The following is a 24,734-nucleotide window of genomic DNA, read 5'->3' as shown; positions in this document are numbered from 1 at the left end:
ACATTATTTTTTTAGGCTCTGCAGAGCTTCTTTCACTTCTTTAAAATCATCAAAATCGACCCGGACACCATTGGTTTCCTGATAGGTCTCGTGGCCTTTTCCCGCCACTAGGATAATATCATTGGCCATCGCAAGCTTGCATGCGGTTTTTATGGCCTGTTTTCTGTTTTCTATGGACAACACCTTTCGGACATTTTGCGCCTCGACGCCCGCCTCCATCTCTTCGATGATGGTCGTGGGAGATTCGGTTCTCGGGTTATCCGAAGTAAAAATGGCCTGATCGCTCATTTCGGATGCGATATGACCCATAACCGGACGCTTAGACTTGTCACGGTCACCACCACACCCCACTACGGTGATGACGTTTTCATTTCCAGTCCTCAATGCATTGATAGTAACCAATACATTTTTTAGTGCATCCGGCGTATGGGCATAATCAACAATAGCCGTTATCTTATCTTTTGATATATAATATTGAAACCTGCCATCCACGTTTTCCAACTCGCTCATCAACCTCAAAATCTCCATTTTCTCGAGTCCAAGGATATCGGCGGTGGCGTATATGGCAAGTAAATTATAGGCATTAAAGTCACCGATGAGTCTAGACCATAATTCGTTGTCATCCACTTTCAGCAGCTGACCGTTGAATTGGTTTTCCAAAATCTGGGCCCTGTAATCGGCAAAGGTTTTTAACGCGTAGGTATATTTTTTGGCACGGGTGTTCTGCAACATTACCAGTCCGTTCTTGTCATCTATATTGACCAAGGCAAAAGCCGTTTTGGGCAATCCATCGAACAATTTTTTCTTGGTGTCCCGGTACTCGGCAAATGTTTTATGATAATCCAAATGATCGTGGGACAAATTGGTAAAGATGGCTCCTTCAAAATGGAGTCCTTCTGCTCTTTTTTGATGGATTCCGTGCGAGCTCACTTCCATAAAACAGAACTCTACCCCGACCTCGTTCATCATGGCCAAGTAATTGTTGATGGTCATTACATCCGGGGTGGTGTGCGTGGTTTTGAACTCCTTGTCATCTACCAATACCTTAATGGTGGAAATCAACCCCACCTTAAATCCTGCTTTTTTGAAAAGATTATATAAAAGTGTGGTTACCGTAGTCTTGCCATTGGTTCCCGTTACACCCACCAATTTTAGGTTCTTGGAGGGGTTATCATAGAAATTGGAAGCAATTACGGCCAGAGCACTATTGCAATTGTCAACTTGCAAATAGGTAACGCCGTTCACCATAAGTTGGGGAAGCTCTTCGCACACAATGGCCCTTGCCCCTAAATCCACAGCTTTTTGAATGAATTTATGGCCATCGGTAACCGTACCACGAACAGCGACGAACACATCGTCCATCTCCACCTTTCTGGAATCGAAATGCACTTGGTTCACCATTACGTTGGTGTCCCCGCTCACCGCGGAGAGGCTTACTCCATATAATATGTCCTTCAATAACTTCATGAAAGTTCCAATACTATTTTTTTGACCTGTTTGATATTGGTCCCTTGGTTTACCGACTGATTTTTGACTTTTCCATTCCCATGTACTTCGACCTCGATGCCCAAATTTTCCAAAAGCGAAACGGCGTCCATACCGCTCATGCCCTTCACATTGGGCACGGTGCTATATTTTTTTTGAACCTGGGCATAATATTGTTGATACTCCTCTTCCAAGTCTTCATCTTCAATAATCTTGCTATCCACCTCATCCACCATGGGAGAAATAGCATGTATTTTTTGGGCCATGGATTTAAATACGGGACCGGATACATCCGCCCCGTAGTAACCTTCCTCTTTATCTGGCTCATGAATCACCACGATACATGAATATTTTGGGTTATCTGCTGGGAAATACCCGGCAAACGAGGAGATGTACGCCAACTTATCAGGATTTTTCTCCACATAGTTTTTCTGTGTGGTCCCTGTTTTTCCCGCCATGGAAAAATTTTTGGAATACATCCTGTGCCCGGTTCCATAATCCTTCTCCACTACATCTTTTAATAGTTGCTGTGCCTTTTTGACGGTTTCTTTGGAGCAAATGGAAGAGTTCAACACCTCTTTATCAAATCGCTGTACGACTTTATTTCCTTCCCTTACTTCTTGAATCATACGAGGTTTTACATATTCGCCATCATTCGCAATCGCATTGTAAAACGCCAAGGTTTGAATAGGGGTCAACGACACTTCATAACCATGGGACATCCAACCCAAAGAAATTCCAGACCAACCCTTATCACCGGGATAACGGATTACCGGGTCGCCTTCGCCAATAATCGGTAAGTCCAGTTTTTTATGAAGTCCCATGTTCATGAGACGGTTCACGAATTTTTCAGGTTGCTCCTTATAGTTTTCGTTGATGATTTTTGCAAAGGCGGTGTTGGACGAAACCGCAAAGGCCTTGGACAAGGTTATTTTCCCATAGCCTCCCCATTTGGTATCCTTCACAACCCCATCATAAATGCGGTACCTTCCTTTTTCGGTATCAATGACCGTGCTGGTATCGACCACTTTGTCTTCCAGAGCGGCCACCATGGACATTAATTTGAAAGTCGAGCCTGGCTCATGGGATTCGCCAACGGCGTAATTCAGCTTTTCATAATATTTTCCTTCGGAAGTCCTTCCCAAATTGGAAATCGCCTTGATTTCTCCAGTTTGCGTTTCCATGACCACCACACAACCATGGTCGGCCTTATATTTTTCGAGTTGCTTCAACAATTCGTGATGGGCAATATCTTGAATGTTCACATCGATTGTAGAAACCACATCCAAACCATCTTGTGGCTCTACAATATTGTCCAGCCCAACAGGTTTCCATTGCCCTTTGGCAATTTTTTGCTTTAATCGCTTACCTTCCCTGCCTCGCAAATATGTTTCACCGAATGCACCATCCAGACCCACCCGGGTGTAATATCCGTTTTCATCGACACGTTCGTAACCAATGCTCCTTGCGGCCATGTTGCCGAGAGGGTATTCGCGAACCACGCGATGCGTTTCAATAAATCCACCTTTGTACGGCCCCAAATTGAACAATGGAAATTGCTTGATCCGCACATAATCCAAATAACCCACATTACGGGCCACCAACTTATAGCGATTGCCATTGGCCCTCGCTTTTCGGAACAATTGTCTATAATAAGATGATGGTCTTTCGAACATTGCGCCCAAGGAATCGGACAATGCAGCAACATTGTTCTCAAAATTCTCTTGCGAAACGGTCTTTGCATCAAAACGGATGTCATATTTCGAAACCGAGGCCGCCAACAAACTACCATCTTCAGAATAAAGATTTCCACGATTGGGCTCTATTGTGAACATCTTTTCGGTCTTGCTCAGGGCCAACTCCTTATATTTTTCGCCCTGCACCATTTGGATATCCACCAACTTCACCACCACGGCTATGGCCAAAACAAGAAGTCCCCCGGCTACGAGGTACAGTCTGTTCATGATATTTTTTTCGGTAATGGCCACTATTCCGCTGATTTAACTTTAATTTTTCGTGGAGGGTTTTTAGACGGCTCCAAGCCCTTCTCTGCAACCACCTCACGCAAGGTTGACTCCAACTTGAGCTGCTGTACACTGGAGCGAGCTTCAAAAAACTCGCTCTTGAGCTTTCTTACCTCCTCGTTCAATTCGGCAATCTCCAATACTTTTTTATCGGCATTGTGACTGCTGGAAATCATCAAGGCCGCCAAGAAAGAGGCGAACAACAAAAACATCCAGTTCTTGGGCGCATCTCCGCTCACCAAAAACTTTCCTTTTAATATGTCCAGTAATCCTTTTCTCATTTTACATTTTATATGCGTTCCGCAATGCGGAGCTTTGCACTTCTCGCTCTGTTATTGTTCGCTATTTCTTCTGCTGATGGCGTGATCAATCCCCCGACTTTTTTAAGGGGCACATTAATGTTCCCATAAAAATCCTTTTCCGGTTCACCATCAAATCTACCTGCGCGGATAAAGCGTTTCGCCAAACGGTCCTCCAAGGAGTGATAACTGATCACGCTCAACCTGCCACCTTCGTTCAACATCTCCGGCACTTGTTCAAAAAATTCCTTGAGCACCTCAATTTCCTGATTGACCTCAATCCTGATCGCTTGATAGATCTGTGCCAAAATCTTGTTCTCCTTCATTTTTGGCAAAAACTTACGCAGCACCGTTTTTAGGTCATCTGTTGTTTTGATGGGCTCTTCCGATCGTGCCTCCACTATGGTTTTGGCCATGGCATTTGCATTCCGCAATTCGCCATACTGAAAAAGAACCGACGCTAAATCTTCTTGGGAGTAGGCGTTCACCACCCGAAAGGCCGACAATTCGCTTTTTTTGTCCATCCGCATATCCAAATCTGCATTGAACCGAATGGAGAAACCGCGCTCGGCTTCATCGAACTGATGGGAGGAAACCCCAAAATCCGCTAAGATTCCATCAACTTTCCGAATGCCATAGAACTTTAAAAACTGTTTGAGGTAGCGAAAGTTCTGATTGATCAACTGGAACCTTTGATCATCGATTGCATTTTTAAGCGCATCTTCATCCTGATCAAAAGCGAACAGTTTTCCGCCATCACCCAATCTTTTCAAAATTTCTTTGGAGTGCCCGCCGCCACCAAAGGTGACATCCACATACACTCCATCATCTTTTATATGTAATCCGTCCACCGATTCTTTCAGCAGTACCGGATTATGATATGCACTACTCATCGTCGTCAAAAATCTCCTCGGCCAGGTCGGCATAATCCTTCTCCCCTTCCGCCAAGACTTTCTCGTACAGATCCTTGTTCCAAATCTCGATTTTGTCAAAAACCGCGTTCAGAACCACTTCTTTCTCGATTCCGGCAAACTCCACCAAATTTTTTGGAATCTGCAATCTCCCGGAATCACCATCAATACTGACCTCCTTCATCCCCGCCACAAAATTCCTTACAAAAGCGTCGTACTTTCGGTTGATTTTGCTTTTCTTCATCACCTTCTGCATCAACACATCGAACTCGGCCTTGGGGTACAGCTCCAGACATTGCTGGAAAACAGATCGCTTGATGACAAACCCATCCTTGATCACGGGCACCAACTGATTCTTCAAAGAAATGGGCAATAACACCCTTCCTTTGGAGTCCGCTTTACAATCATGTTGTCCTATGATATGGGTCACTAGAAATCAATTGGTTACTTAATACAACTCAAATATATAGATTTTATTTCCACATTTCTCCACTTAACACCACTTTTGTTAATAAATTCCCCACTTTTGAACCATTTCATCCTTTTTGCATAACAAAAACGACAATCGCATCATGAGCGCAATCGGAAATAGTTTTAATCAATTTGGGAAAACTTGCAACCGATAAGTCAAAACCTAAAATCTTTGTGATATGAAATTCCTATATTTGCCCCTCTTACTACCAACTGACTATAGATGGAAGAGCATTTAATCGAGGATGGCAAATACCGCTACATAGAGAAGGGAGAAGGAACTCCCATGATCATATTGCACGGTTTGATGGGAGGTTTGAGCAACTTCCAAGGCGTATCCGAATATTTTCCTCCAAAAGGATATCAGGTGCTGATTCCCGAACTGCCCATTTATGATTTACCGCTTTTAAAAACCACGGTAAAGAACTTTGCCACGTTTTTGGAAGGATTCATTGAGCATAAAGGTTTGAAGGATGTTATTTTATTGGGAAATTCCTTGGGCGGACATATTGGCCTTTTGCATACCAAAATGTTCCCGGAAATGGTCAAGGCCCTTGTAATCACAGGAAGTTCGGGGCTTTACGAGAGCGCAATGGGCGATGGATATCCCAGACGCGGTGATTACGAATTCATCAAAAAAAAGGCGGAGGACGTGTTTTACGATCCAAAAGTAGCCACCAAGGAAATCGTTGATGAAGTTTTTGCAACGGTGAACGATAGGATGAAACTGGTAAAGACATTGGCCATTGCAAAGAGTGCCATCCGCCATAACATGGCCAAGGACCTACCCCATATGAACACCCCCACCTGTATTATTTGGGGAGAAAACGATACGGTTACCCCACCCAACGTAGCAAAGGAATTTCACGAACTCCTGCCCGACTCGGATTTATATTGGATAGAAAAGTGTGGCCACGCCCCCATGATGGAACATCCGAACGATTTTAACCGTATCCTGGAGGCTTGGTTGAAAAAGCGTAACTTCTAAACATGAAAATCACCTCGGCAGAATTTGTAATGAGCAACTCCAATGTTGCGAAATGCCCCAATGAGCCTTTGCCCGAATATGCCTTTATCGGTAGGTCCAATGTGGGAAAGTCTTCCTTGATCAACATGTTGATGGAACGCAAGTCGTTGGCCAAAACATCGGGAAGACCGGGAAAAACACAGCTCATCAACCATTTTAAAATCAACAATAATTGGTTTTTGGTGGATTTGCCGGGTTATGGTTATGCCAGGGTCTCCAAGAAAGATAAAAAAACCTTCCAGAAATACATCACTGAGTATTTTCAAAAAAGAAAACAACTGGTCTGCGGGTTTGTATTGGTAGATATCCGACACGAACCGCAGCCGGTGGACATGGAGTTTATGGAGTGGTTGGGCACCAATCAGATTCCATTTGCGATAATCTTCACCAAGGCTGACAAGCTTAAACCCGGTGCCATTGAAAGACAGGCGAATGCCTACCTTCAAAAATTATTGGAGGGCGCGTGGGAGGAAGCTCCCCCACATTTTACCACTTCATCATCAAACCGTATGGGCCGGGAAGAACTTTTAGGGTTCATTGACGGTATCAACCAAGATTTTTTTAAAGGCAACGCCTAGACCTCAGACCGTTACCGTCATCAATCAATTTGGTAAGAAATAGTTTGTTTTTACGACCAATCAATCAGCTAAAACCCAAGTTTTAATTTAATAAAGATTGATACAATGAAATCCGTATTACACAAAGCAGCAACCCGTGGCCATGCGGACCATGGCTGGTTGAATTCACACCATACATTTAGTTTTGCAGGCTATCATGACCCTGAGCGTATGCATTTTGGGGTACTCCGCGTACTCAATGATGACAAAGTGGCGCCCGGAAGGGGTTTTGGGACACATCCACACGACAATATGGAAATCATCTCCATTCCTTTGGAAGGGGATTTGGAGCACAAGGACAGCATGGGCAACACTACCACCATTAAGGAAGGGGACGTACAGGTGATGAGCGCAGGTACTGGAGTTGAACATAGCGAATACAACAAAAACGCTGACCAAGAGGTAAAGTTTTTGCAGATCTGGGTCTTCCCCAACAAACGCAACGTGGAACCGAGATATGACCAAATCTCTATTCGCGAAATCGAAAGGAAGAACGCCTTTTACCAAGTGCTTTCACCAAGTTCCGAGGACGAAGGGGTTTGGGTGCATCAAGATGCATGGTTCCATTTGGGCAAATTCGAAGATGGAAAAACGGATTCCTATCAAATCAAAAAAGAAGGAAACGGTGTTTATGCCTTCGTTTTGGAGGGCGAAGTCGAAATCAATGGACAAAAGCTCGAAAAACGGGATGGATTTGGGATTTGGGATGTGGATTCCTTCGATTTTAAATCCAATACAGATAGCAGGGTCCTGCTTATGGAAGTCCCTATGAGCTTGGACAAGATCGGACGTTAAACAGCTCGATTTTCAACAATAAAAAAGCCCCGACAACGGGGCTTTTTTATTTGGATGGTTTTTTTTCAGAACATCCCATTAGCTTTTTGGGTATTTTAGAGCCGTAAACACACAGCCATGGTTCAAAATAACAAACCAACCAATCAAATAACTCCCAGCGGGTTCATTCGAATTATGTCCTTTTTACATATGGGCATTGCCGCAACACCTATAATACTGGGTATTTTATTCTATTTTAACTCGGAAGACCCTCAGTTCAACCCTTCGGGCTCGGAAGATATGTTTTTGGCGATTGTACCCGTAGTGGCCCTGGCAAGCATTTTCTTGGGAGATTTCATTTTCAAAAAAATATTGGGCTCCGCATCCCAAAAGAACGGACTCAGGGAAAAGTTGGGCAAGTTCCAAACGGCCTCGATTTTAAAATATGTACTGTTGGAAGGAGCCTCACTCTTTAGCATGGTTATTTTTTCCAACACCCAGAATCTCGTTCATTTGATTTTGGGCATAGTCCTTATTCTTTATCTATTCCTACAACTACCTACCAAACAAAAAATCGAGAGTGCCCTGGACCTAAAAGGAGCCGAAAAGGCAAAGTTCGACCGCACACACGAACCAGTGGATTGAGTTATTTTTTCAACTCCAGTTTTTCGGCAAAATAATCACAGAAGTCCTTCATCGTAGCGGTCATTTTTTCATCTTGCGTGGCCTTGTAAAAAGTATCGGCCAAAGTTACCAAGGTCTGGTGAAAAAACACCTTCATCTCGTCCACGGGCATATCCTTGGTCCACAGATCTATTTTTAAGGATTCCTGATTTTTGCTGTCCCAAACGGACAACAACATGGCTTTGGCCTCTTCCTCATTAATACCGCCATCCTGTGCCGACCAAGTCAATTCCTCGGGCACTCGGTTCTCATCCAATCCAACCTTTAAGGTTATCTCCGAAGTGTGTTCTACTGCCATTTATCTTTTTGGTTTGTAATTTGACTGTTTTAAAATTTCATCTGCGGACATATCCAACATTTGCCCAATTCCTGTATCGGTCTTTTCCATAAAGGCCCTCACAATTTGCCACCCCATGTATCTGCCCAAGCGTGCCGGGGACTCATTGTCCAGTTCCAGCCCAAATTTTGAAAAAGGCGCCGGGTCCAAAAATTTTCTATCCAAGCCCGTATCCGTACTGTACAGCAGTTCCCGTTCCACAAAATACGTCCACATCTGTTCCTCATTCGCCCTTGCCCACGCTATTTCTTCTTCGGAGTATCCTATTTTTTGGGCATCCGTTGCCGATGGAATCAATTTGTCCTTTAAATAAAGTTCCTTTCCATAATACACCATACGGGAAAGAAGCGTTCGGTTTCGTGGATAGGAAATAACTTTTTTGGCAAATGCGCTGGCCACGTCCGAGGTCAAGAATTTTTTATCCAGTGATGATGCAATATACCGCTGCATACCTTCATAAAAATGATGGTCCTCTCCCAAATAATTGTCAAGTCCTATCAACAACAAAGAGTCTACCAAGATAATCCGGCTTTCGTAACGAACATCGGAGGTCAGTGTAACGACATGCGGTGTTTCGGTGCCAGGGAAATAATATTTGATATGTTTAAAGAGCGATTCCAAATCTGCAGCTTCCTGCTCAAAATCACCAAATTCCTTAGCTACCTCGTCGGAAAGTTCAATTTGAAGCGTATCGGTCAATTTGGCCGACCAAACACTATCGGGAAACTGTTCCGGGAACAAATAGGGATACTTCGCTTTTAATTTGTGAATGTCACTGGTAGAGGCAGTTGCAAATTCCCGATCAAACCTTGATATTTTCAAATCCACGGGAATCTTAGCGATTTCCTCTTCGGTCTTATCGGTTTCACCACATGAAGAAATGGATAAAATCAACGTCAAAACAAAACATCTCAACACGGTAATGGTAAAGTATTTGAACAACCGCTTCATTTTTAAGGACACAGGGATTAAATTTACAGGGCACAAAGGTAATTTATAGAATCTAAATAGTAAGATATGCAAACAGAAAAGGTAATCGCCCATATTGTTGATTGGTTAAAAACGTACGCCGAAAATGCAAAATGCAAAGGTTTTGTAATTGGTGTCTCAGGTGGGATTGATTCTGCAGTAACCTCAACGCTCTGTGCCAAGACCGGATTGGACCTTTTATGTTTGGAGATGCCCATTCACCAAGGCGAAAACCAAGTTACCCGTGCCGACAGACATATTGATTGGTTAATTGAAAACTTTCCAAACGTATCCCGTCAACCGGTTGACCTGACACCTGTGTTCGACACTCTGGTGGACGCCTTCCCAAAAGTGGACAAGGAGGAAGACCGTTTTATGTCACTTGCCAATACAAGGGCACGACTTCGTATGACCACGCTTTACTATTTCGCCGCCCTAAAAGGATATTTGGTTGCCGGAACCGGAAACAAAGTGGAAGATTTCGGAATCGGGTTCTACACAAAATACGGTGATGGGGGCGTTGACCTTAGCCCCATTGCCGACTTGTTAAAAACAGAGGTATACGAACTTGGACGCGTGCTTGGAGTGAACCAAGATATTATGGAAGCGGCACCCACGGATGGTCTTTGGGGAGACAGTAGAACCGATGAAGACCAAATAGGCGCATCGTACCCAGAATTGGAGTGGGCCATGAAAATGGATGAGCAAGGCAAGACTTCCGATGATTTTTCTGACAGGGAGAAAGAAATTTTCATTATATACAAAAGATATAATACTGCAAACAAACATAAGATGGTTCCGATACCTATTTGCGAGATCCCACAAGGGTTAAGATAACATTTCAACAGAAAAACCTTAATCCAAAACGAAAAAAACCATAGAAAAACTATGGTTTTAAGAAAAAAGTTACAATTTTACATCATTAAATTGTTATCTTGGTCGCTATATACTTTAAGTATTAGCAGCTAACCATTCACTAAATAAACCGTTTCATAATGATTAAAGTATTGATTGCTGACAACCATCCTATTGTTAGGCTTGGTATAAGACAGGTACTTGAAACGAGCTCGGATATTGAAGTCATTGCGGATGTATCTACTACAGAAGAGCTTTTTAAAACGCTAAAAGACGTAAATCCAGACGTTGTTATTTTAGAAATGGATATTCCGGAAATCAACGGAATCGCCACACTAAGAAAAATGAAATTGGAATTTCCGGACATTAAAACGCTAATGTACAGCGGGCAGTCCGAAGATGTTTACGCCCTTAGTACAATTCGCGCCGGAGCATTTGGCTACTTATCCAAAACCGCTGATTTGGAATACATTATCACAGCGGTTAAAAAAGTAAGCGAAGGCAACATGTTCATCACCAACGAACTGGCCCAACGCCTTGCTTTTGACGAGGGAACCCAAAAACCGCGCAGATTTTTTAGAAAACTTTCTTCCAGAGAGGTCGAAGTACTTAAACTATTGGCGAGCGGCAAACGAAACAAAGAAGTTGCCGAGGGGTTGAACCTAAACGAAAAAACCGTGAGCACCTACAAAGCCCGTTTGATGAAAAAATTGAACGTGGATAATTTGGTGGACTTGCTTCAACAGGCCAAAGCACTGGAACTCTATTAGGAATACCCAACCAAACCAACTATTGTGGGAACCCCTTTCAAAACAACATTGGAAGGGGTTTTATACTTTAAGAAAGTACTCGGTTCAACTTCGCGTTCAATAATTTATTGAGCTGCAGATAGTTCATGATTTCCTCCAAGACCTCCGTATGGTCGCCCTGGCTATCCACGGTTCTCTCCTTGAGCTTTTCGATTCGGTTTTTGATCAAATTACAGCGCAAGGTAAGAATGGTCTCCCCTACCAATTGTGCCACACCTGTTTGTTTTTCTTTTGGATAGATATCACGTCGTTCCCAATCGTGCAGGACATACTGTTCCTCTTCCATTAAAATTGACGAAACCTGGGAAACCGTTTCTTGGTCCAGATCCGACAAAAAAGTATTGATCGAAAACTCCGAATCCTCGTTCAACTTCTCGATCAACTTGTAATAAATGTTCTTGAACTGCTCATTGGTCAGTTCAATCTCATCCTCTTGAAGATCTAAATACACTTTTTCATACACCTTCGCCTCGGAGACTTCAGGCTCCAGCACCAATTCGCCCTCTTCATTTTCCTTGAGCACCAAATCTTCAAACTCCTGCCTTTGATTGCCGTACAATAGAAGCACCTCTATGATCTTTCGTTCCAGCTCGTATTGCACATCCACCTTCTCGACTACGGCATCATTCTTTACGACTTCGAAGGCTTTTTGCTCCTGTTTTACCTTTTTGGAGGCATCGGTCTGATGCTTTTTATCAATCTGGGCCAAGGTATTGTACAGCACATCTTCGGAAATCTGCATCATTCTTGCACATTCCTGAATATAAATCTCTTGCCGTATTCTGTCCGGAATCTTACTGATGCTGTTTACAATATCCCTAACCGTATCAGCCCGCTTTATGGGATCATTGGCCGCCTCTTTGGCCAACAACGAAGTCTTGAACTGGATAAAATCTTTGGCATTTTCATCCAAGTACTGCACCAAATCCTCGTAAGTATTGTTTTTCGCAAAGCTATCGGGGTCTTCACCTTCGGGAAAAGTGCAGACCTTCACGTTCATCCCCTGTTCCAAAATTAGGTCGATACCTCGCAAAGAAGCGCGTAATCCCGCGGCATCCCCATCAAACAAAACGGTAATGTTTTTGGTGAGCCTATTGATGAGCCGTATCTGCTCAGGAGTGAGTGCCGTTCCGCTCGAGGACACCACATTCTCCACACCACGCTGATACATCTGGATCACATCCGTATACCCTTCAACCAAAAAACAATTATCCTCCTTGGCGATGGCCTGCTTTGCGTAGTAAATCCCATAAAGCACCTTGCTTTTATGATAAATATCGCTCTCAGGGGAGTTAAGGTATTTGGCCGCTTTTTTATCATTGGTCAAAATACGGCCTCCAAATCCAAGCACCCTGCCACTCATGGAATGGATGGGAAACATTACCCTGCCCTTGAACCTATCAAACCTTCGATTTTCACCACCACCCTGCTCCTTCACAATGGTAAGACCTGTTTTTTCCAAGAACTCCAATTGGTAACCTTTGTCCAAAGCCGCTTTGGTAAAAGCCTCCCATTCGTCCAAACTATAGCCTAGACCAAACTTTTTTATGGTAGCATCGGTAAAGCCACGCTCCTTAAAATAGGTAAGGCCTATGGCTTTGCCCGGTTCGGATTCCCAAAGGGTTTCGGCAAAATACTTTTGGGCGTACTCGGAAACCAAATACATACTTTCCCGCTCGTTGGCCTGCTCCTTTTGCTCATCCGTCTGTTCCGTTTCCTCTATTTCAATATTGTACTTTTTCGCCAAGTATTTTATGGCCTCGGGATAGGTAAAATGTTCGTGCTCCATCAAAAAAGCGACAACATTGCCCCCTTTGCCGCTACTGAAATCCTTCCAAATCTGCTTAACCGGGGATACCATAAAACTGGGCGTACGCTCATCCGTAAAGGGGCTCAGTCCCTTAAAATTGGAACCCGATTTCTTCAATTGCACAAAATCACCGATCACCTCCTCCAATCGGGCGGTTTCATATACTTGGTCTATGGTGGTTTTTGAAATCAAGGCGTTCCGTTAAAATAGCTGTTAAAGGTAAATAAAAACAATGTTTTGGTGAATTCAAAGACCAAATCCCTATTCAAGATTTAGTATATTAGGAGCACATTCCTTAAAAGCAAGGAATTATAAAAAATTGATTTTATGATAAACCGATCATCAAAAAATTATTGGGGACTTGCAACATTTCTATTGGCCTTTACCTTTTCTGTACAGGGTCAAATGGCTGAAAAGGCATCCCCTTTTTTTGAAAATGGCGAAGCACAAGTAGTAAAGGCCTTCTCCGACCCAAGTAAATGGATACGCCATGATCTTTGGGTCGAGACCACTTTTGATTCTGACGGCGACGGAAAATTAGATCGCATGCACGTGGATGTAACCCGGCCAGAGCAAACAGAGTCCGAAGGGTTGAAATTACCTGTAATTTATGAATCAAGCCCCTATTACGCCGGGACCGCAGGACTGGACAAGGGAATTTTTTGGGATGTTAAACACGAGCTGGGCGAACCGGGAAAACCTAGAAAACATCCTGAGGTAATGCGCCTTGGTGAGCGCCCCATCATATCCAATTCGCAAATAATGACATGGGTTCCACGGGGCTATATAGTTGTACACTCCTCTTCGCCGGGAACCGGGCTTTCCGACGGTGCCCCTACGGTTGGTGGCGACAATGAATCTTTGGCACCCAAAGCGGTGATAGATTGGCTCAATGGAAGGGCAAAGGGCTATTCGGAACGAGATGGCGATACCGAAGTGAAAGCCTACTGGTCCACAGGAAAAGTGGGCATGACAGGCACTTCGTACAACGGAACCATTCCGCTCGCAGCAGCTACAACGGGCGTTGAAGGACTTGAGGCCATAATTCCAATTGCACCGAATACTTCGTACTATCATTATTACCGTTCCAACGGACTAGTACGTTCGCCCGGCGGATATTTGGGCGAAGATATTGATGTGCTATACGATTTTATCCATAGCGGCGATGAATCCAAACGAGCTAGAAACAATAAGGTGGTACGTGACACCGAAATGAAGAACGGACAAGACCGCATAACAGGTGACTACAATGATTTTTGGGCCGGAAGGGACTATCTGAACGATATGAAACCCATGAAGGCCGCACTTTTGATGTCGCACGGTTTTAACGACTGGAACGTGATGCCCGAACACAGCTACCGCATCTATAAAAAAGCCAAGGAAATGGGGCTGCCCACGCAAATCTACTACCATCAAAACGGTCATGGGGGACCGCCTCCTATTTCCATGATGAACCGATGGTTCACCCGATACCTTTTTGGGGTGGAAAACGGGGTAGAAAACGGCCCAAAGGCATGGATCGTTAGGGAAAACGACAAAAAAGACAACCCTACCGCCTATGCCGATTACCCGAATCCGGATGCAATAGATGTAAGCTTATATCCGACCAAAGGCGGGTTAAAATCTGGAAAGTTGACGCCTCTAAAAACCAAGAAACAAGGCACTGAAACCCTTACGGACGATTATAACTTTTCAGGGGCCGATTTGGCCATGGCCAAAGCATCGGAACACAGATTGTTGTACGTTACAGCTCCCTTGGCCGAGGATGCGCACATTTCCGGGGTACCCAAAATCAAAATAAAACTGGCGAGCAGCAAACCTGCTGCCAATTTATCGGTTTGGTTGGTATCCCTACCATGGTCTGAAGCCTTGAACACCAAGATAACCGACAATATCATCACCCGTGGATGGGCCGATCCTCAAAACCATAGCTCGCTGACCGAAAGTAAACCTTTGGTTCCCAAAAAGTTTTATAAAGTGGAATTTGAGTTGATGCCAGATGACCAGATCATTCCAAAAGGCCAGCAAATCGGACTTATGATTTTTTCCAGTGACAAGGAGTTTACCCTATGGCCGGAACCGGGAACAAAATTAACCATTGATTTGGACGGGACGGAACTGACACTTCCCGTAGTGGGTGGAAAAATTAAATTCTAAAAAAAATGATTTTTTCTCAATAATGGGGTTTGACAAAAGAGGCGAAGTAAAGATAAAACATCCGAATTTTAAGCAAGGAGAGTTTCTTTGGAAATACCTAAGCCTTCACAAATTGTTAAACTTTGTTATTAAAAGTGAACTTGTATTTACCCGTTTAGACCTTTTGGAGGACCCGGTGGAAGGATTGTCCACATCACAATTGAGAGCTGCCAACCTTGAGGACCTTATAAACGAAAGCGAGAACAAGGAAAAAGTTTTGCAGATACAACAACGGTTCCCCAATCTTTTGAAGGGCAAGGAATCCATGAATGGTTTTGGAAAATATAGGCAACAACTACAATTTGCCAATTGCTGGTTTCATGATGAGCGGGAATCCATGGCCATGTGGAATTTATACTCCAATAAAGACTCGGTGGCCATTAAGGTAATTGCCAAGGATTTTATTTCGTATATTACTGAAGCTGCCGAGAAATTTGTAGTAGATAGTGGACATAGGCTTCACTTTATTGCTGATGAGGTAAGATATTTGCCCTTGAACCCATTCGACCCGGACTTATCTAAACAGAATTTCAAATATTCTGCGTTCAAAAAAGATTCATCGTACAAACATGAGCAGGAATACAGACTGCTACTTTATATACATTCAAAATGGCAAGATGAACATAAGTTCAAGTTCATTAAATTTCCATTGGAAGACATTGATTTTCAAATTGAAATCGTTTGCCACCCATTAATGCAAGAGTGGAAAAGAACCAATCTGGAAAATTTAGTATCGAGGTTCAACAATAAAATCAAGGTGAAAAAATCGGATATTTTTATGACCGTGTAGAAATTTTTGACCCTAGAATTCAAAACTTAAAAAAATGGCACATCATGACTTTACAACTCTTTCGCAAGCGGTGAACACGTTGACCCAAAATGAAGGCTTCAAGGAAGATTTTGAGGCGGATGAATCCTGTATTAAGGCACTCTACTCCAAAAAAGAGTATCAACCCAGCGATTTGGTCATCATCGAGTCCTATCGTTTTGAGGGGATGACAAATCCGAGCGACCAATCCACTGTTTTTGCCATCGAGGCCAAAGATGGGACCAAGGGTACTTTGGTGATGTCCTACGGTGCATCAACATCACAAAACGAGGAACTTATTCGGCAAATTCCTTACAAAAAAGATTGATCACACAAACAACTTACCCACCGATGAGGGTTGGTAGAGCAACCAACCAGTAAGGCTAAATCTACTTTTGTGGGCCTCCAAAACCGCATGGGGCACCTCGGCACTTTTGAACATTACGCACCTTGCCGCCAATGGTTCCACCAGAAAACTTGAACCATCCTTTTCAAAAATTTCCAGTTCCCCACCATCGCCCAGTTTCCAATCATCGTTCAAATAAATGATCATCGATATCATGCGGTTGTTCCTGTTTTCAAACTGGTCCAAATGTTTATCGTAATGCCCTCCCGAAGGATAATGTGCCAAGTGAAACTCGTAACCCGACAAACTCAAATAACAGTACCGGTTGAAGATGTGCATGGTTTCATCCAATAGATTCCAATAGGTTTCCAATTGGGCATCCCGCTGTCTATCCAACCAATACGTAAAATCGCCACGCACCTTACTGTCGATTTGGTTATCGGCATGGGCACCGATACCTGCTTCCTTGAAATTGGGGAGTTTGCCCAGAAAAAAAGATTTGATCTCCGTATACAGATCGTCACGAAGAAAATTATCGATAATCACATAATCCTTACTGGAGATGTCGTCCATCCAGGACAGCCAATCCTCCAAATCGTGGTAGGCGTTCAATGTTTCAAAAATGTGGGCGAATGTAGAAATTTTTTAAAAACGAAAATCATTTTTTTCATTCGCCCGTGAAAGGGCTAACTTTGAGATGGATAAATATATATGTGGAATGATACTTTTCTTCGGAACAAGACCCGGCAAAAAAGAAACCAAAAGGTTGCCCCATGTTTCCTGTTCGCATTGCGGGCAAACGGGAACCATCACCGCAGTTGCCCAGCCCAACTACGCCCATTTGTTCTGGATTCCGTTGTTTACGATCAACAATATCCGTTATGCGGAATGTTCGCACTGTAAAAAAGTGTATTACAAAGAAGATTTTACCCCAGAAATGGAGCGGGCACTATCCACATAAAAAAACGGTCAGGAAAATCCTGACCGCATTTCTTCAAGGTTCAAAATTGGTCAAATATCGAACCGAAGGCCCAGTGAAATATTGTTTTGCTTTACTTCTGCATCTTTAAAGATAGGGTTCAAGTCATATTTTAGATACAGCAGCACACCATCAAACCCCATGTAACCGCTTACCCCATAGATCAAATCGCTGCTGTTGTAATCCCGCTTGAGCTTATCCTTGACATTCTCTCCATCGCGGTTGTACTTTAATTTTTGACGGGTACCCAGACTAAAGCCTCCGTACCCTCCAAATCCGACCCTAAATTGGTCTCTAATGGAGTAACGCATGGTACGCTCGGTTTTTCTTAACCTTGAAGGACCTACCTCAAAATGAACGGGGAACACCAGATTGTCCATTCGAAACTTGGACTTATCCAAATCATATTCAAATTCCTGCAACACGGTTTGACCTTCCTCCTGCACAAATATTCGGTTCCCATCAGGTTTCAACCCATTGAACTGGAACGAAAACCCGTAATTAAATCGTAGCCAATTGGAGTTTTTGAACACCCGGGTGCGCCATTGCCATCCCATTTCAAAAAAACGGCTTCCGCCAATCTTATAAGGAGAATCGGATAAAGATTGCCCCTCGATGATAGCGTTGTTCAAACCAATGGCCATCACAAAATCGGAATAGGTACGCCTGTCATATTTTATCTCCTTTTTCCACCTGTTGGAATTAAATGTAATGGCCGGTTTACCATCAATAAGTAACCCAATTCGCATTCTATCACCATAAATGGTATCTATCTCACTCAATGTAAGCACCTCTCCCTTGTTCCGCTCCAACAAAGCAATCCTGTTTTCGATAATGGCTACGCGATTTTCAATATTGAGTGCCCTTTGCTTGGCCACTTCCTCTTTTAAAATCCTTGCCTCATTTTCCGAAATATCACCATCTTCCAAACGCTGGTTGATATCCTTTACCTCAAACTTTAAAGCATCCTTTTCTTGTTCAATGATGCGCTGTTTTTCAACTTTCAACGCCTCTATTTTCTTTTGATAGTCCTCTTGTCCAAATGCTACTTGGGAAACAAGGAAAAGGAATAAAACTGTTGAATAAAATGTAATTGTTTTCATGATTGTTTTGATTTATAAACCTCCCTCCTCCCTGCCCGTTCAGAGCAGGAAGTCGTAGAAGGTTCAGCTTGATTGATGAATAATTTTATTGATTTCGGTCTGCCACGGCGGTACGCAGTTTAAGGTATCCCGATTTTAGGGCGTCAAAGATTTGGTCGCGGAACGATTCGTCGAGTTCGTCCTCCACTTCTGCCAATAGTGACATGGCATCCACGGAACCGCCATCGGCGAATAACTTATCGGTCAAAATCTGTCGTTGTGCCGCCCGCAAAAGCGAATCCACTTCGGCATCGGTAACATCTTGCTTTGCATTTTCCATAATTTGCACCTGAGCGACCACTTCTTCCACCTTTTGTGCAATCAGCTTATCCGAGTTGATCCTGATTTCATCACGCAAAGGCTCTTTTGCTTCTTGCTCGGCAACCGCAGCATTGGAAGTCGGTCCTTGAAACTCTTTGGTTTCCTTTGGAATTGTAAGCTCTACCTCTGCTTCGGCCACTTCAGCTTTCTCCTCTGGAACTGGTTCTTTGTCGACTTTTTCGATAGATTTTATGTCGGCTTCTTCCTGTGTTTCCGTTTCAACAACTTGTGGTGCTTCAATCGCTGCATCATTATTTGTATAAAAGAAGACCGAAACCAGCACAATGCCCACAACGCTTGCCGCTATGGCATAAGAAAGCCATTTGTTCCTATTTTGTGGCTTTTGTGCCACCTGCGAAGCAATTTTGTCCCATGCTCCTTCTGATGGCACAATGGTTCGCTTCTCCAGCTTCTCTTTGATATGTTTTTCCAGTTTATCCATACCTCTATTTTTTGTTCGCCGAATGTGATTTGGGCGACATTCCCTTTAAACTTAAATTATCTTGAAGCATCTTTCTGGCCTTGAACAATTGTGATTTCGAGGTTCCTTCCGATATTTCCAATAGTTCCGCTATCTCTTTATGACCATAACCCTCAATGGCGTAGAGCAAGAAAACTGCCTTATAACCTTCCGGCAATCCGTCGATAAGCTGCTGAACATACTCTAGATCCAAAATACCATCGTGAGAAGTGGAAACTTCTCCATTTACCCCAACAGCTTCGTCATCATATACTACAAACTGCCTTTTGCGCAGATACGAAATGCTCTCTCGCACCATTATGGTTCTGATCCAACCTTCAAAACTCCCTTTAAATTGATAGGAACTTAAGTGGTTAAAGACTTTGACAAAACCATGGATCATCACATCCTCTGCAAAATGCAGGTCTTTGATGTACTGCCTACAAACTCCCAACATCTTGGGCGAAAACTTATCGTACAGCAACTTTTGGGCCTGTTGGTCCCCTTTGATCGATTTCTTGATCAGTTGTTTTTCGTTGCTATGTAGCGAGATGATCTTCAAAAGTTTGGTTATAAAAGTGCTTCTATTTTAATAGACGGGATATAGACACAAATAGTTGCCTGAAAATAAAAATTATCAGTATTTATTTGATAATCAATAATTTAAAAATTTATTTTTTACGATCCACCACGTAGTTGACCATAAGTGTGAGGGCACTTTTATACTCGGAATCGGGATAATTGTCCAAAATGGCCAAGGCTTCGTCCTTGAACTCAAGCATTTTTACCACGGCATAATCCAGTCCGCCTTTTTCCTTGACGTACTCGATTACTTCTTTTACCCGTTTCTTGTTTTTGTTATGCTTTTTGATGGAGTTGATCAACCACTTTTTCTTTTCCTTGTCGCTATTGTTCAAGGCGTAGATAAGGGGAAGTGTCATTTTTTGTTCTTTGATATCGATTCCGGTAGGTTTTCCGATTTTCTCTGCACCGTAATCAAAAAGGTCGTCCTTGATTTGAAAGGCCATTCCACAGAGCTCACCGAACTTTCTAAAGATTTCTACTTCATCGGAATCCGGTCGTACGGAACAGGCTCCCATACTGCAGCAAGCCGCGATTAGGGTTGCGGTTTTTTGTCGGATGATGTCGTAGTACACATCTTCCGTAATATCCAACAATCGCGCTTTTTCAATTTGGAGCAATTCCCCTTCGCTCATATCCCGTACCGCATTGGAAATAATATGGAGCAAGTCGTAATTTTTGTTTTCCAACGAGACCAAAAGTCCTTTCGAGAATAAAAAATCCCCAACCAAAACGGCAATTTTGTTCTTCCAAAGGGCATTGATGGAGAAAAAACCTCTTCGTTTGTTACTATCGTCCACAACATCGTCGTGCACCAAACTTGCGGTATGGATCAACTCGATAATGGATGCCCCCGTGTAGGTCCGCTCGTTGACTTCCCCGTTCAACAACTTGGCGGTCAAAAAAACGAACATCGGGCGCATTTGCTTGCCCTTTCTATTCACTATGTAGTAGGTGATCCTGTTGAACAATGCGACCTTGGAGGACATGGATTTGAGGAATTTTTCCTCAAAAAGCTGCATCTCATTTTCTATGGGCTCCCTTATCTGCGAAACGATTTTCAACGTAACGGTGTGGTGTTTGGTTTTGAAACCCTAAAAGTAGGGAAAATGCCAGAGTTGTAGGAATGAATTGCAAGTTTTAAGATACAGACCTCAAAGTGTCGATGATTTGCAAGGGGAATAGTTCCTGAGTTCTGAGTTCAGAGTTCAGTGAAAAACTAAATATAACCTGTCCCCTGTCCCCTGTCCCCTGTCCCCTGTCCCCTGTCTCCTGTCTCCTGTCTCCTAAAAATCAGCTTTTATTGGCAAGCTGTCCGCAAGCGGCATCAATGTCCTTGCCACGAGATCTGCGTATGGTGACCGTAATCCCGTTTCGTTCCAAGGTTTTCTGGTACATTTCAACGGCACTATTTGGTGCTTGCTGAAACTCACCGTCATCAATGGGATTATACTCGATGATATTTACTTTTGATGGAGCAAACTTGCAAAACTTCACCAAGGCATCGGCTGCTTCCTGAGTGTCGTTGATGCCTTTCCAGACCACATATTCGTAGGTAATTCTGTTCTTGGTCTTGCTGTACCAATATTCCAGCGCTTCACGAAGGTCTTTCAGTGGAAATGTGGAATTGAACGGCATAATGGAGGTGCGCACCTCATCAATTGCCGAATGCAAGGAAACCGCCAAACCGAACTTCACCTCTTCATCGGCCATTTTTTTAATGATTTTGGGCACTCCGGATGTGGACACCACGATTCGCTTGGGGGACATGCCCAGTCCCTCGGGGGATGTGATTTTTTCGATGGCCTTCAATACATTGTTGTAATTCATCAAAGGTTCGCCCATGCCCATAAAAACGATATTGCTCAGTGGGCGATCAAAATACAAACGGCTTTCATTGTCAATGGCCACAACTTGATCATAAATCTCATCGGGATTCAAATTTCGCATCCGCTTTAGGCGGGCAGTGGCACAAAACCGGCAATCCAAACTACATCCCACTTGACTGGATACACAAGCGGTGGTTCGGGTATCGGTGGGAATCAATACAGACTCCACCACTAGCCCATCGTGCAAACGTACCGCATTTTTGATGGTACCATCGGAACTACGCTGCATTTGGTCCACCCGAATGTGATTGATGACAAAATTATCTTCCAACATTTGTCTGGTCTCTTTGGAAATATTGGTCATGGCATCAAAATCGTGGGCAGATTTTTGCCATAACCATTCGTAGACCTGATTTCCTCGGAATGCTTTATCGCCCTGCTCCACAAAAAAATTGCGAAGTTGTTCCTTGGTCAATGCACGTATGTCCTTTTTTTTGGTTTCCATCCCTTAAAGATAAGCAAGAAAAAATCCCGTTGGCCACATAGCAAACGGGATTTCTATTCTATGATTTTTTGTACTTACAGAATCAACATGGCATCCCCGTAGGAATAGAAGCGGTAGCCTTCCAAAATGGCCTGCTTGTATGCTTTCTTGATCAAGTCGTGACCTGCAAATGCAGAGACCATCATCAATAAGGTTGATTTCGGCAAGTGGAAGTTAGTAATCATACAGTTGGCGATACTGAACTCGTAGGGAGGAAAGATGAACTTATTGGTCCAGCCCTCGAAGGTATTCAACGTATGCTCGGATGATACCGCACTCTCCAAACCTCTCATCACGGTAGTACCCACGGCACATACCTTTCTTTTATTAGATTTGGCGTTGTTTACGATTTCGGTCGCTTTTTCATCGATCACCAACTCCTCGCTGTCCATTTTGTGTTTGGACAAATCTTCTACCTCGACCGGATTGAATGTTCCCAAACCTACGTGCAAGGTCACTTCGGCAAAATCAATGCCCTTAATCTCCAAACGCTTCAACAAGTGTTTTGAAAAGTGAAGACCAGCAGTTGGGGCGGCTACTGCACCTTCATGCTTGGCATAAATGGTCTGGTAACGCTCCTCATCATCAGCGGTAACTTCTCTTTTTATGTATTTTGGAAGTGGTGTTTCTCCCAATTCCCTCAATTTTCTTCTAAAATCGGTATAGGAGCCATCATAAAGGAAACGCAGTGTTCTACCTCTTGATGTGGTGTTGTCGATAACTTCGGCCACCAAGCTCTCGTCTTCGCCAAAATATAATTTGTTACCGATACGGATTTTTCTTGCAGGATCCACCAAAACGTCCCAAAGCCGTTGTTCCTGGTTAAGCTCGCGCAACAAGAAAACCTCGATTCTAGCTCCGGTTTTTTCTTTGTTACCAAAAAGTCGTGCAGGAAATACCTTGGTGTTGTTCAAGACCATTACGTCGTCTTCATCAAAATAGTCAACTAAGTCTTTGAACATTTTATGCTCAATTTTTCCGGAATCCCGGTGAATCACCATTAGTTTGGATTCGTCCCTGTGCTCTGCGGGATATTCTGCCAATAATTCCTTGGGCAATTCAAAATTGAAGTTTGATAATTTCATGTGGACTTTTTTTCGATTTTTTTAAAGATGGCAAATATACAACCTCATGGTAGCGGATGTCAAGTAATTTGATGATTAAATGTGGATTACAGTTCCCCTATATGGAAACCGAGCGCTTTTAAATCGTTCCAAAAATCGGGATACGACTTGGAAACCACCTCAGCATCGTTTACCACGAAATCAGCTTTTAAAGCTAGTGGGCCAAAGGCCATTGCCATTCGGTGATCGTTGTAGGTATCTACCGCAACACCAGTATTCAACTGTGATTGCGCTTTTAAGGTCAAGCTTTCGGAATCTATATCGACTGTGGCCCCAAACTTGCCCAACTCGGTCTGCAAGGCAGCCAAGCGGTCTGTTTCCTTGATCGGCAAGGTGTGCAGTCCCGTTAAATGACACCCAATGCCCAAACCGAGACAAGTAACTGCAATGGTCTGTGCAATATCGGGAGCATTGGAAAGATCGTACTCCAAATGATTTGATTTTACCTCTCTTGCTTTTTTAAGGAGAATGGAATTGTTAGAAAAAACGGTATCTACTCCAAAATCACGATAAATCTTGGCCAAAACACTATCGCCTTGCAACGAACTTTGTTTGTACGAGGACAATTGAATTTCCGTACCCACTTCGCACATGGCGGCTATGCTGTAGAAGTAACTCGCCGAGCTCCAATCGGATTCCACGACCAAAGTTGTGCCTTCGACAGCTTCTTTGGGGGCAACCTTGATGCTATTTCCTTCAAAAGAAGTTTGAACTCCTATTTGCTCCAGAAGGGCCAAGGTCATTTTAATGTAGGGAACCGATGTAATCTTACCGATAAGTTCCAGTTCCATTCCGTTCTGAAGACTTGGCGCTATCAACAATAATGATGAGATATATTGACTACTGATATTGGCCGGTAGGGAAACGCTGCTTTTGATCAATTTTTTCCCGGTAATCTTCAAAGGTGGGTAACCTTCTTCCTTCACATATTGAATATCTGCACCTAACGACCGTAATGCCTCCACTAAAACTTTGATGGGACGTTCCTGCATACGTTGAGACCCGGTAAGCACAACTTCCTTGCCCTCTTGAGAAGCAAAATAACCGGTTAAAAAGCGCATCGCCGTCCCCGCGTGGTGAATGTCCACTTCTCCTTGAGATTTTGTCAATCCTTTTTGCATAACCTCGCCATCATCGGAATTGGAAAGATTCTCTATTTTGATGTTCGGGAAAAGCGCCTGCAACAAAAGTGAGCGATTGGTCTCGCTCTTGGAACCTGTTATTGCTATGCTTTTTTGAATTTTTTTATTGTTGGGTGAAGAAAGCTGGAGTCTCAATGCGGTGCTGTTTGAATGAATTGTCAAAACTAGAAAAAACGGTCCTAAAGTCCC

General features: G+C 43.4%; 26 protein-coding genes. 10 read left to right on the top strand and 16 right to left on the bottom strand.

Features of this window, described 5'->3' with window-relative positions; translation table 11 throughout:
* Window positions 1-3 precede the first annotated feature (3 nt).
* From GVT53_RS00630 to GVT53_RS00610, 5 genes are read right to left on the bottom strand one after another with little or no spacing between them, the layout of a single operon-like run.
* Window positions 4-1,467 (bottom strand): UDP-N-acetylmuramoyl-L-alanyl-D-glutamate--2,6-diaminopimelate ligase, encoded by a 1,464-nt coding sequence (locus GVT53_RS00630; RefSeq protein WP_166246973.1) that lies wholly within the window; start codon window positions 1,465-1,467, stop codon window positions 4-6.
* The gene (locus GVT53_RS00625; protein WP_166246972.1) at window positions 1,464-3,473 is read right to left on the bottom strand and encodes a penicillin-binding protein; all 2,010 of its coding nucleotides are present in this window, start codon (window positions 3,471-3,473) and stop codon (window positions 1,464-1,466) included. The genes GVT53_RS00630 and GVT53_RS00625 overlap by 4 nt, the downstream gene beginning before the upstream one ends.
* Window positions 3,473-3,790, bottom strand: coding sequence for an FtsL-like putative cell division protein (locus GVT53_RS00620; protein WP_166246971.1), 318 nt, complete (start codon window positions 3,788-3,790; stop codon window positions 3,473-3,475). The genes GVT53_RS00625 and GVT53_RS00620 overlap by 1 nt, the downstream gene beginning before the upstream one ends.
* 8 nt (window positions 3,791-3,798) lie before the next feature.
* The gene (gene rsmH / locus GVT53_RS00615) at window positions 3,799-4,701 is read right to left on the bottom strand and encodes a 16S rRNA (cytosine(1402)-N(4))-methyltransferase RsmH (RefSeq protein WP_166246970.1); all 903 of its coding nucleotides are present in this window, start codon (window positions 4,699-4,701) and stop codon (window positions 3,799-3,801) included.
* Complete coding sequence (locus tag GVT53_RS00610) at window positions 4,694-5,149, bottom strand: division/cell wall cluster transcriptional repressor MraZ (protein WP_108244773.1); 456 nt, start codon at window positions 5,147-5,149, stop codon at window positions 4,694-4,696. Before GVT53_RS00610 ends, rsmH begins: the two co-directional genes overlap by 8 nt.
* A 264-nt stretch (window positions 5,150-5,413) precedes the next feature.
* Between GVT53_RS00610 and GVT53_RS00605 the strand changes: the two genes are divergently transcribed.
* The 4 genes from GVT53_RS00605 (at window position 5,414) to GVT53_RS00590 (ending at window position 8,253) form a co-directional block, all read left to right on the top strand.
* On the top strand, window positions 5,414-6,178 hold the full coding sequence (locus GVT53_RS00605; protein ID WP_166246969.1) for an alpha/beta fold hydrolase: 765 nt from the start codon (window positions 5,414-5,416) through the stop codon (window positions 6,176-6,178).
* A gap of 2 nt (window positions 6,179-6,180) precedes the next feature.
* Window positions 6,181-6,795, top strand: coding sequence for a ribosome biogenesis GTP-binding protein YihA/YsxC (gene yihA, locus GVT53_RS00600; protein WP_166246968.1), 615 nt, complete (start codon window positions 6,181-6,183; stop codon window positions 6,793-6,795).
* 105 nt (window positions 6,796-6,900) lie between these two features.
* Complete coding sequence (locus GVT53_RS00595) at window positions 6,901-7,629, top strand: pirin family protein (protein WP_166246967.1); 729 nt, start codon at window positions 6,901-6,903, stop codon at window positions 7,627-7,629.
* 174 nt (window positions 7,630-7,803) lie between these two features.
* Window positions 7,804-8,253: a hypothetical protein gene (locus GVT53_RS00590; RefSeq protein ID WP_166246966.1), complete on the top strand. Its 450-nt coding sequence runs from the start codon at window positions 7,804-7,806 to the stop codon at window positions 8,251-8,253.
* A gap of 1 nt (window position 8,254) precedes the next feature.
* Here the strand turns inward: GVT53_RS00590 and gldC are convergent, their stop codons facing one another.
* Together gldC and gldB are read right to left on the bottom strand one after the other, a co-directional pair.
* Complete coding sequence (gene gldC, locus GVT53_RS00585; RefSeq protein ID WP_166246965.1) at window positions 8,255-8,590, bottom strand: gliding motility protein GldC; 336 nt, start codon at window positions 8,588-8,590, stop codon at window positions 8,255-8,257.
* Window positions 8,591-9,580: a gliding motility lipoprotein GldB gene (gene gldB, locus GVT53_RS00580; RefSeq protein WP_166246964.1), complete on the bottom strand. Its 990-nt coding sequence runs from the start codon at window positions 9,578-9,580 to the stop codon at window positions 8,591-8,593.
* Between the two features lie 66 nt (window positions 9,581-9,646).
* On the opposite strand from gldB, the gene nadE reads away from it, so the two are divergent.
* Both nadE and GVT53_RS00570 read left to right on the top strand, forming a co-directional pair.
* On the top strand, window positions 9,647-10,435 hold the full coding sequence (gene nadE, locus GVT53_RS00575) for an NAD(+) synthase (protein WP_166246963.1): 789 nt from the start codon (window positions 9,647-9,649) through the stop codon (window positions 10,433-10,435).
* A gap of 158 nt (window positions 10,436-10,593) precedes the next feature.
* Window positions 10,594-11,223 carry a response regulator gene (locus GVT53_RS00570; RefSeq protein ID WP_166246962.1) on the top strand — a complete coding sequence of 210 codons (630 nt, stop codon included), beginning with the start codon at window positions 10,594-10,596 and terminating at the stop codon, window positions 11,221-11,223.
* Window positions 11,224-11,290: 67 nt separating this feature from the next.
* Here the strand turns inward: GVT53_RS00570 and dnaG are convergent, their stop codons facing one another.
* Window positions 11,291-13,264 (bottom strand): DNA primase, encoded by a 1,974-nt coding sequence (dnaG, locus tag GVT53_RS00565; protein ID WP_166246961.1) that lies wholly within the window; start codon window positions 13,262-13,264, stop codon window positions 11,291-11,293.
* Between the two features lie 135 nt (window positions 13,265-13,399).
* Between dnaG and GVT53_RS00560 the strand changes: the two genes are divergently transcribed.
* The 3 genes from GVT53_RS00560 (at window position 13,400) to GVT53_RS00550 (ending at window position 16,404) form a co-directional block, all read left to right on the top strand.
* Window positions 13,400-15,229 (top strand): Xaa-Pro dipeptidyl-peptidase, encoded by a 1,830-nt coding sequence (locus GVT53_RS00560; protein WP_166246960.1) that lies wholly within the window; start codon window positions 13,400-13,402, stop codon window positions 15,227-15,229.
* Between the two features lie 112 nt (window positions 15,230-15,341).
* Window positions 15,342-16,058, top strand: coding sequence for a hypothetical protein (locus tag GVT53_RS00555; RefSeq protein WP_205791824.1), 717 nt, complete (start codon window positions 15,342-15,344; stop codon window positions 16,056-16,058).
* Between the two features lie 34 nt (window positions 16,059-16,092).
* Window positions 16,093-16,404, top strand: coding sequence for a phosphoribosylpyrophosphate synthetase (locus GVT53_RS00550; RefSeq protein WP_166246958.1), 312 nt, complete (start codon window positions 16,093-16,095; stop codon window positions 16,402-16,404).
* On the opposite strand, the gene GVT53_RS00545 is transcribed toward GVT53_RS00550, so the two are convergent.
* Complete coding sequence (locus tag GVT53_RS00545; RefSeq protein ID WP_240905111.1) at window positions 16,405-17,034, bottom strand: 2OG-Fe(II) oxygenase; 630 nt, start codon at window positions 17,032-17,034, stop codon at window positions 16,405-16,407.
* Window positions 17,035-17,140: 106 nt separating this feature from the next.
* Between GVT53_RS00545 and GVT53_RS00540 the strand changes: the two genes are divergently transcribed.
* A complete protein-coding gene (locus GVT53_RS00540; RefSeq protein ID WP_166246957.1) occupies window positions 17,141-17,383 on the top strand; it encodes a zinc-ribbon domain-containing protein in 243 nt (80 codons plus the stop codon).
* 50 nt (window positions 17,384-17,433) lie between these two features.
* On the opposite strand, the gene GVT53_RS00535 is transcribed toward GVT53_RS00540, so the two are convergent.
* The 7 genes from GVT53_RS00535 to GVT53_RS00505 form a co-directional block, all read right to left on the bottom strand.
* Window positions 17,434-18,504, bottom strand: coding sequence for a hypothetical protein (locus tag GVT53_RS00535; protein ID WP_166246956.1), 1,071 nt, complete (start codon window positions 18,502-18,504; stop codon window positions 17,434-17,436).
* An 85-nt stretch (window positions 18,505-18,589) separates the two neighbouring features.
* On the bottom strand, window positions 18,590-19,306 hold the full coding sequence (locus GVT53_RS00530; RefSeq protein WP_166246955.1) for a hypothetical protein: 717 nt from the start codon (window positions 19,304-19,306) through the stop codon (window positions 18,590-18,592).
* 4 nt (window positions 19,307-19,310) lie between these two features.
* Window positions 19,311-19,886 carry an RNA polymerase sigma factor gene (locus GVT53_RS00525; protein ID WP_166246954.1) on the bottom strand — a complete coding sequence of 192 codons (576 nt, stop codon included), beginning with the start codon at window positions 19,884-19,886 and terminating at the stop codon, window positions 19,311-19,313.
* Between the two features lie 109 nt (window positions 19,887-19,995).
* Window positions 19,996-20,970, bottom strand: a complete 975-nt coding sequence (locus GVT53_RS00520) for a polyprenyl synthetase family protein (RefSeq protein WP_166246953.1) — start codon at window positions 20,968-20,970, stop codon at window positions 19,996-19,998.
* 229 nt (window positions 20,971-21,199) lie between these two features.
* Window positions 21,200-22,240 carry a dual-specificity RNA methyltransferase RlmN gene (gene rlmN, locus GVT53_RS00515; protein ID WP_166246952.1) on the bottom strand — a complete coding sequence of 347 codons (1,041 nt, stop codon included), beginning with the start codon at window positions 22,238-22,240 and terminating at the stop codon, window positions 21,200-21,202.
* A 74-nt stretch (window positions 22,241-22,314) separates the two neighbouring features.
* Complete coding sequence (gene queA, locus GVT53_RS00510) at window positions 22,315-23,364, bottom strand: tRNA preQ1(34) S-adenosylmethionine ribosyltransferase-isomerase QueA (RefSeq protein ID WP_166246951.1); 1,050 nt, start codon at window positions 23,362-23,364, stop codon at window positions 22,315-22,317.
* 86 nt (window positions 23,365-23,450) lie between these two features.
* Window positions 23,451-24,680: a 3-phosphoshikimate 1-carboxyvinyltransferase gene (locus GVT53_RS00505; RefSeq protein WP_166246950.1), complete on the bottom strand. Its 1,230-nt coding sequence runs from the start codon at window positions 24,678-24,680 to the stop codon at window positions 23,451-23,453.
* Window positions 24,681-24,734 lie beyond the last annotated feature (54 nt).

Origin of the sequence: Flagellimonas oceani (genome assembly GCF_011068285.1) — a bacterium.
GTDB lineage: Bacteria > Bacteroidota > Bacteroidia > Flavobacteriales > Flavobacteriaceae > Flagellimonas > Flagellimonas oceani.
Note: the sequence above shows the minus strand (reverse complement) of the source record. Positions and strands in the feature narration are given on the sequence as shown.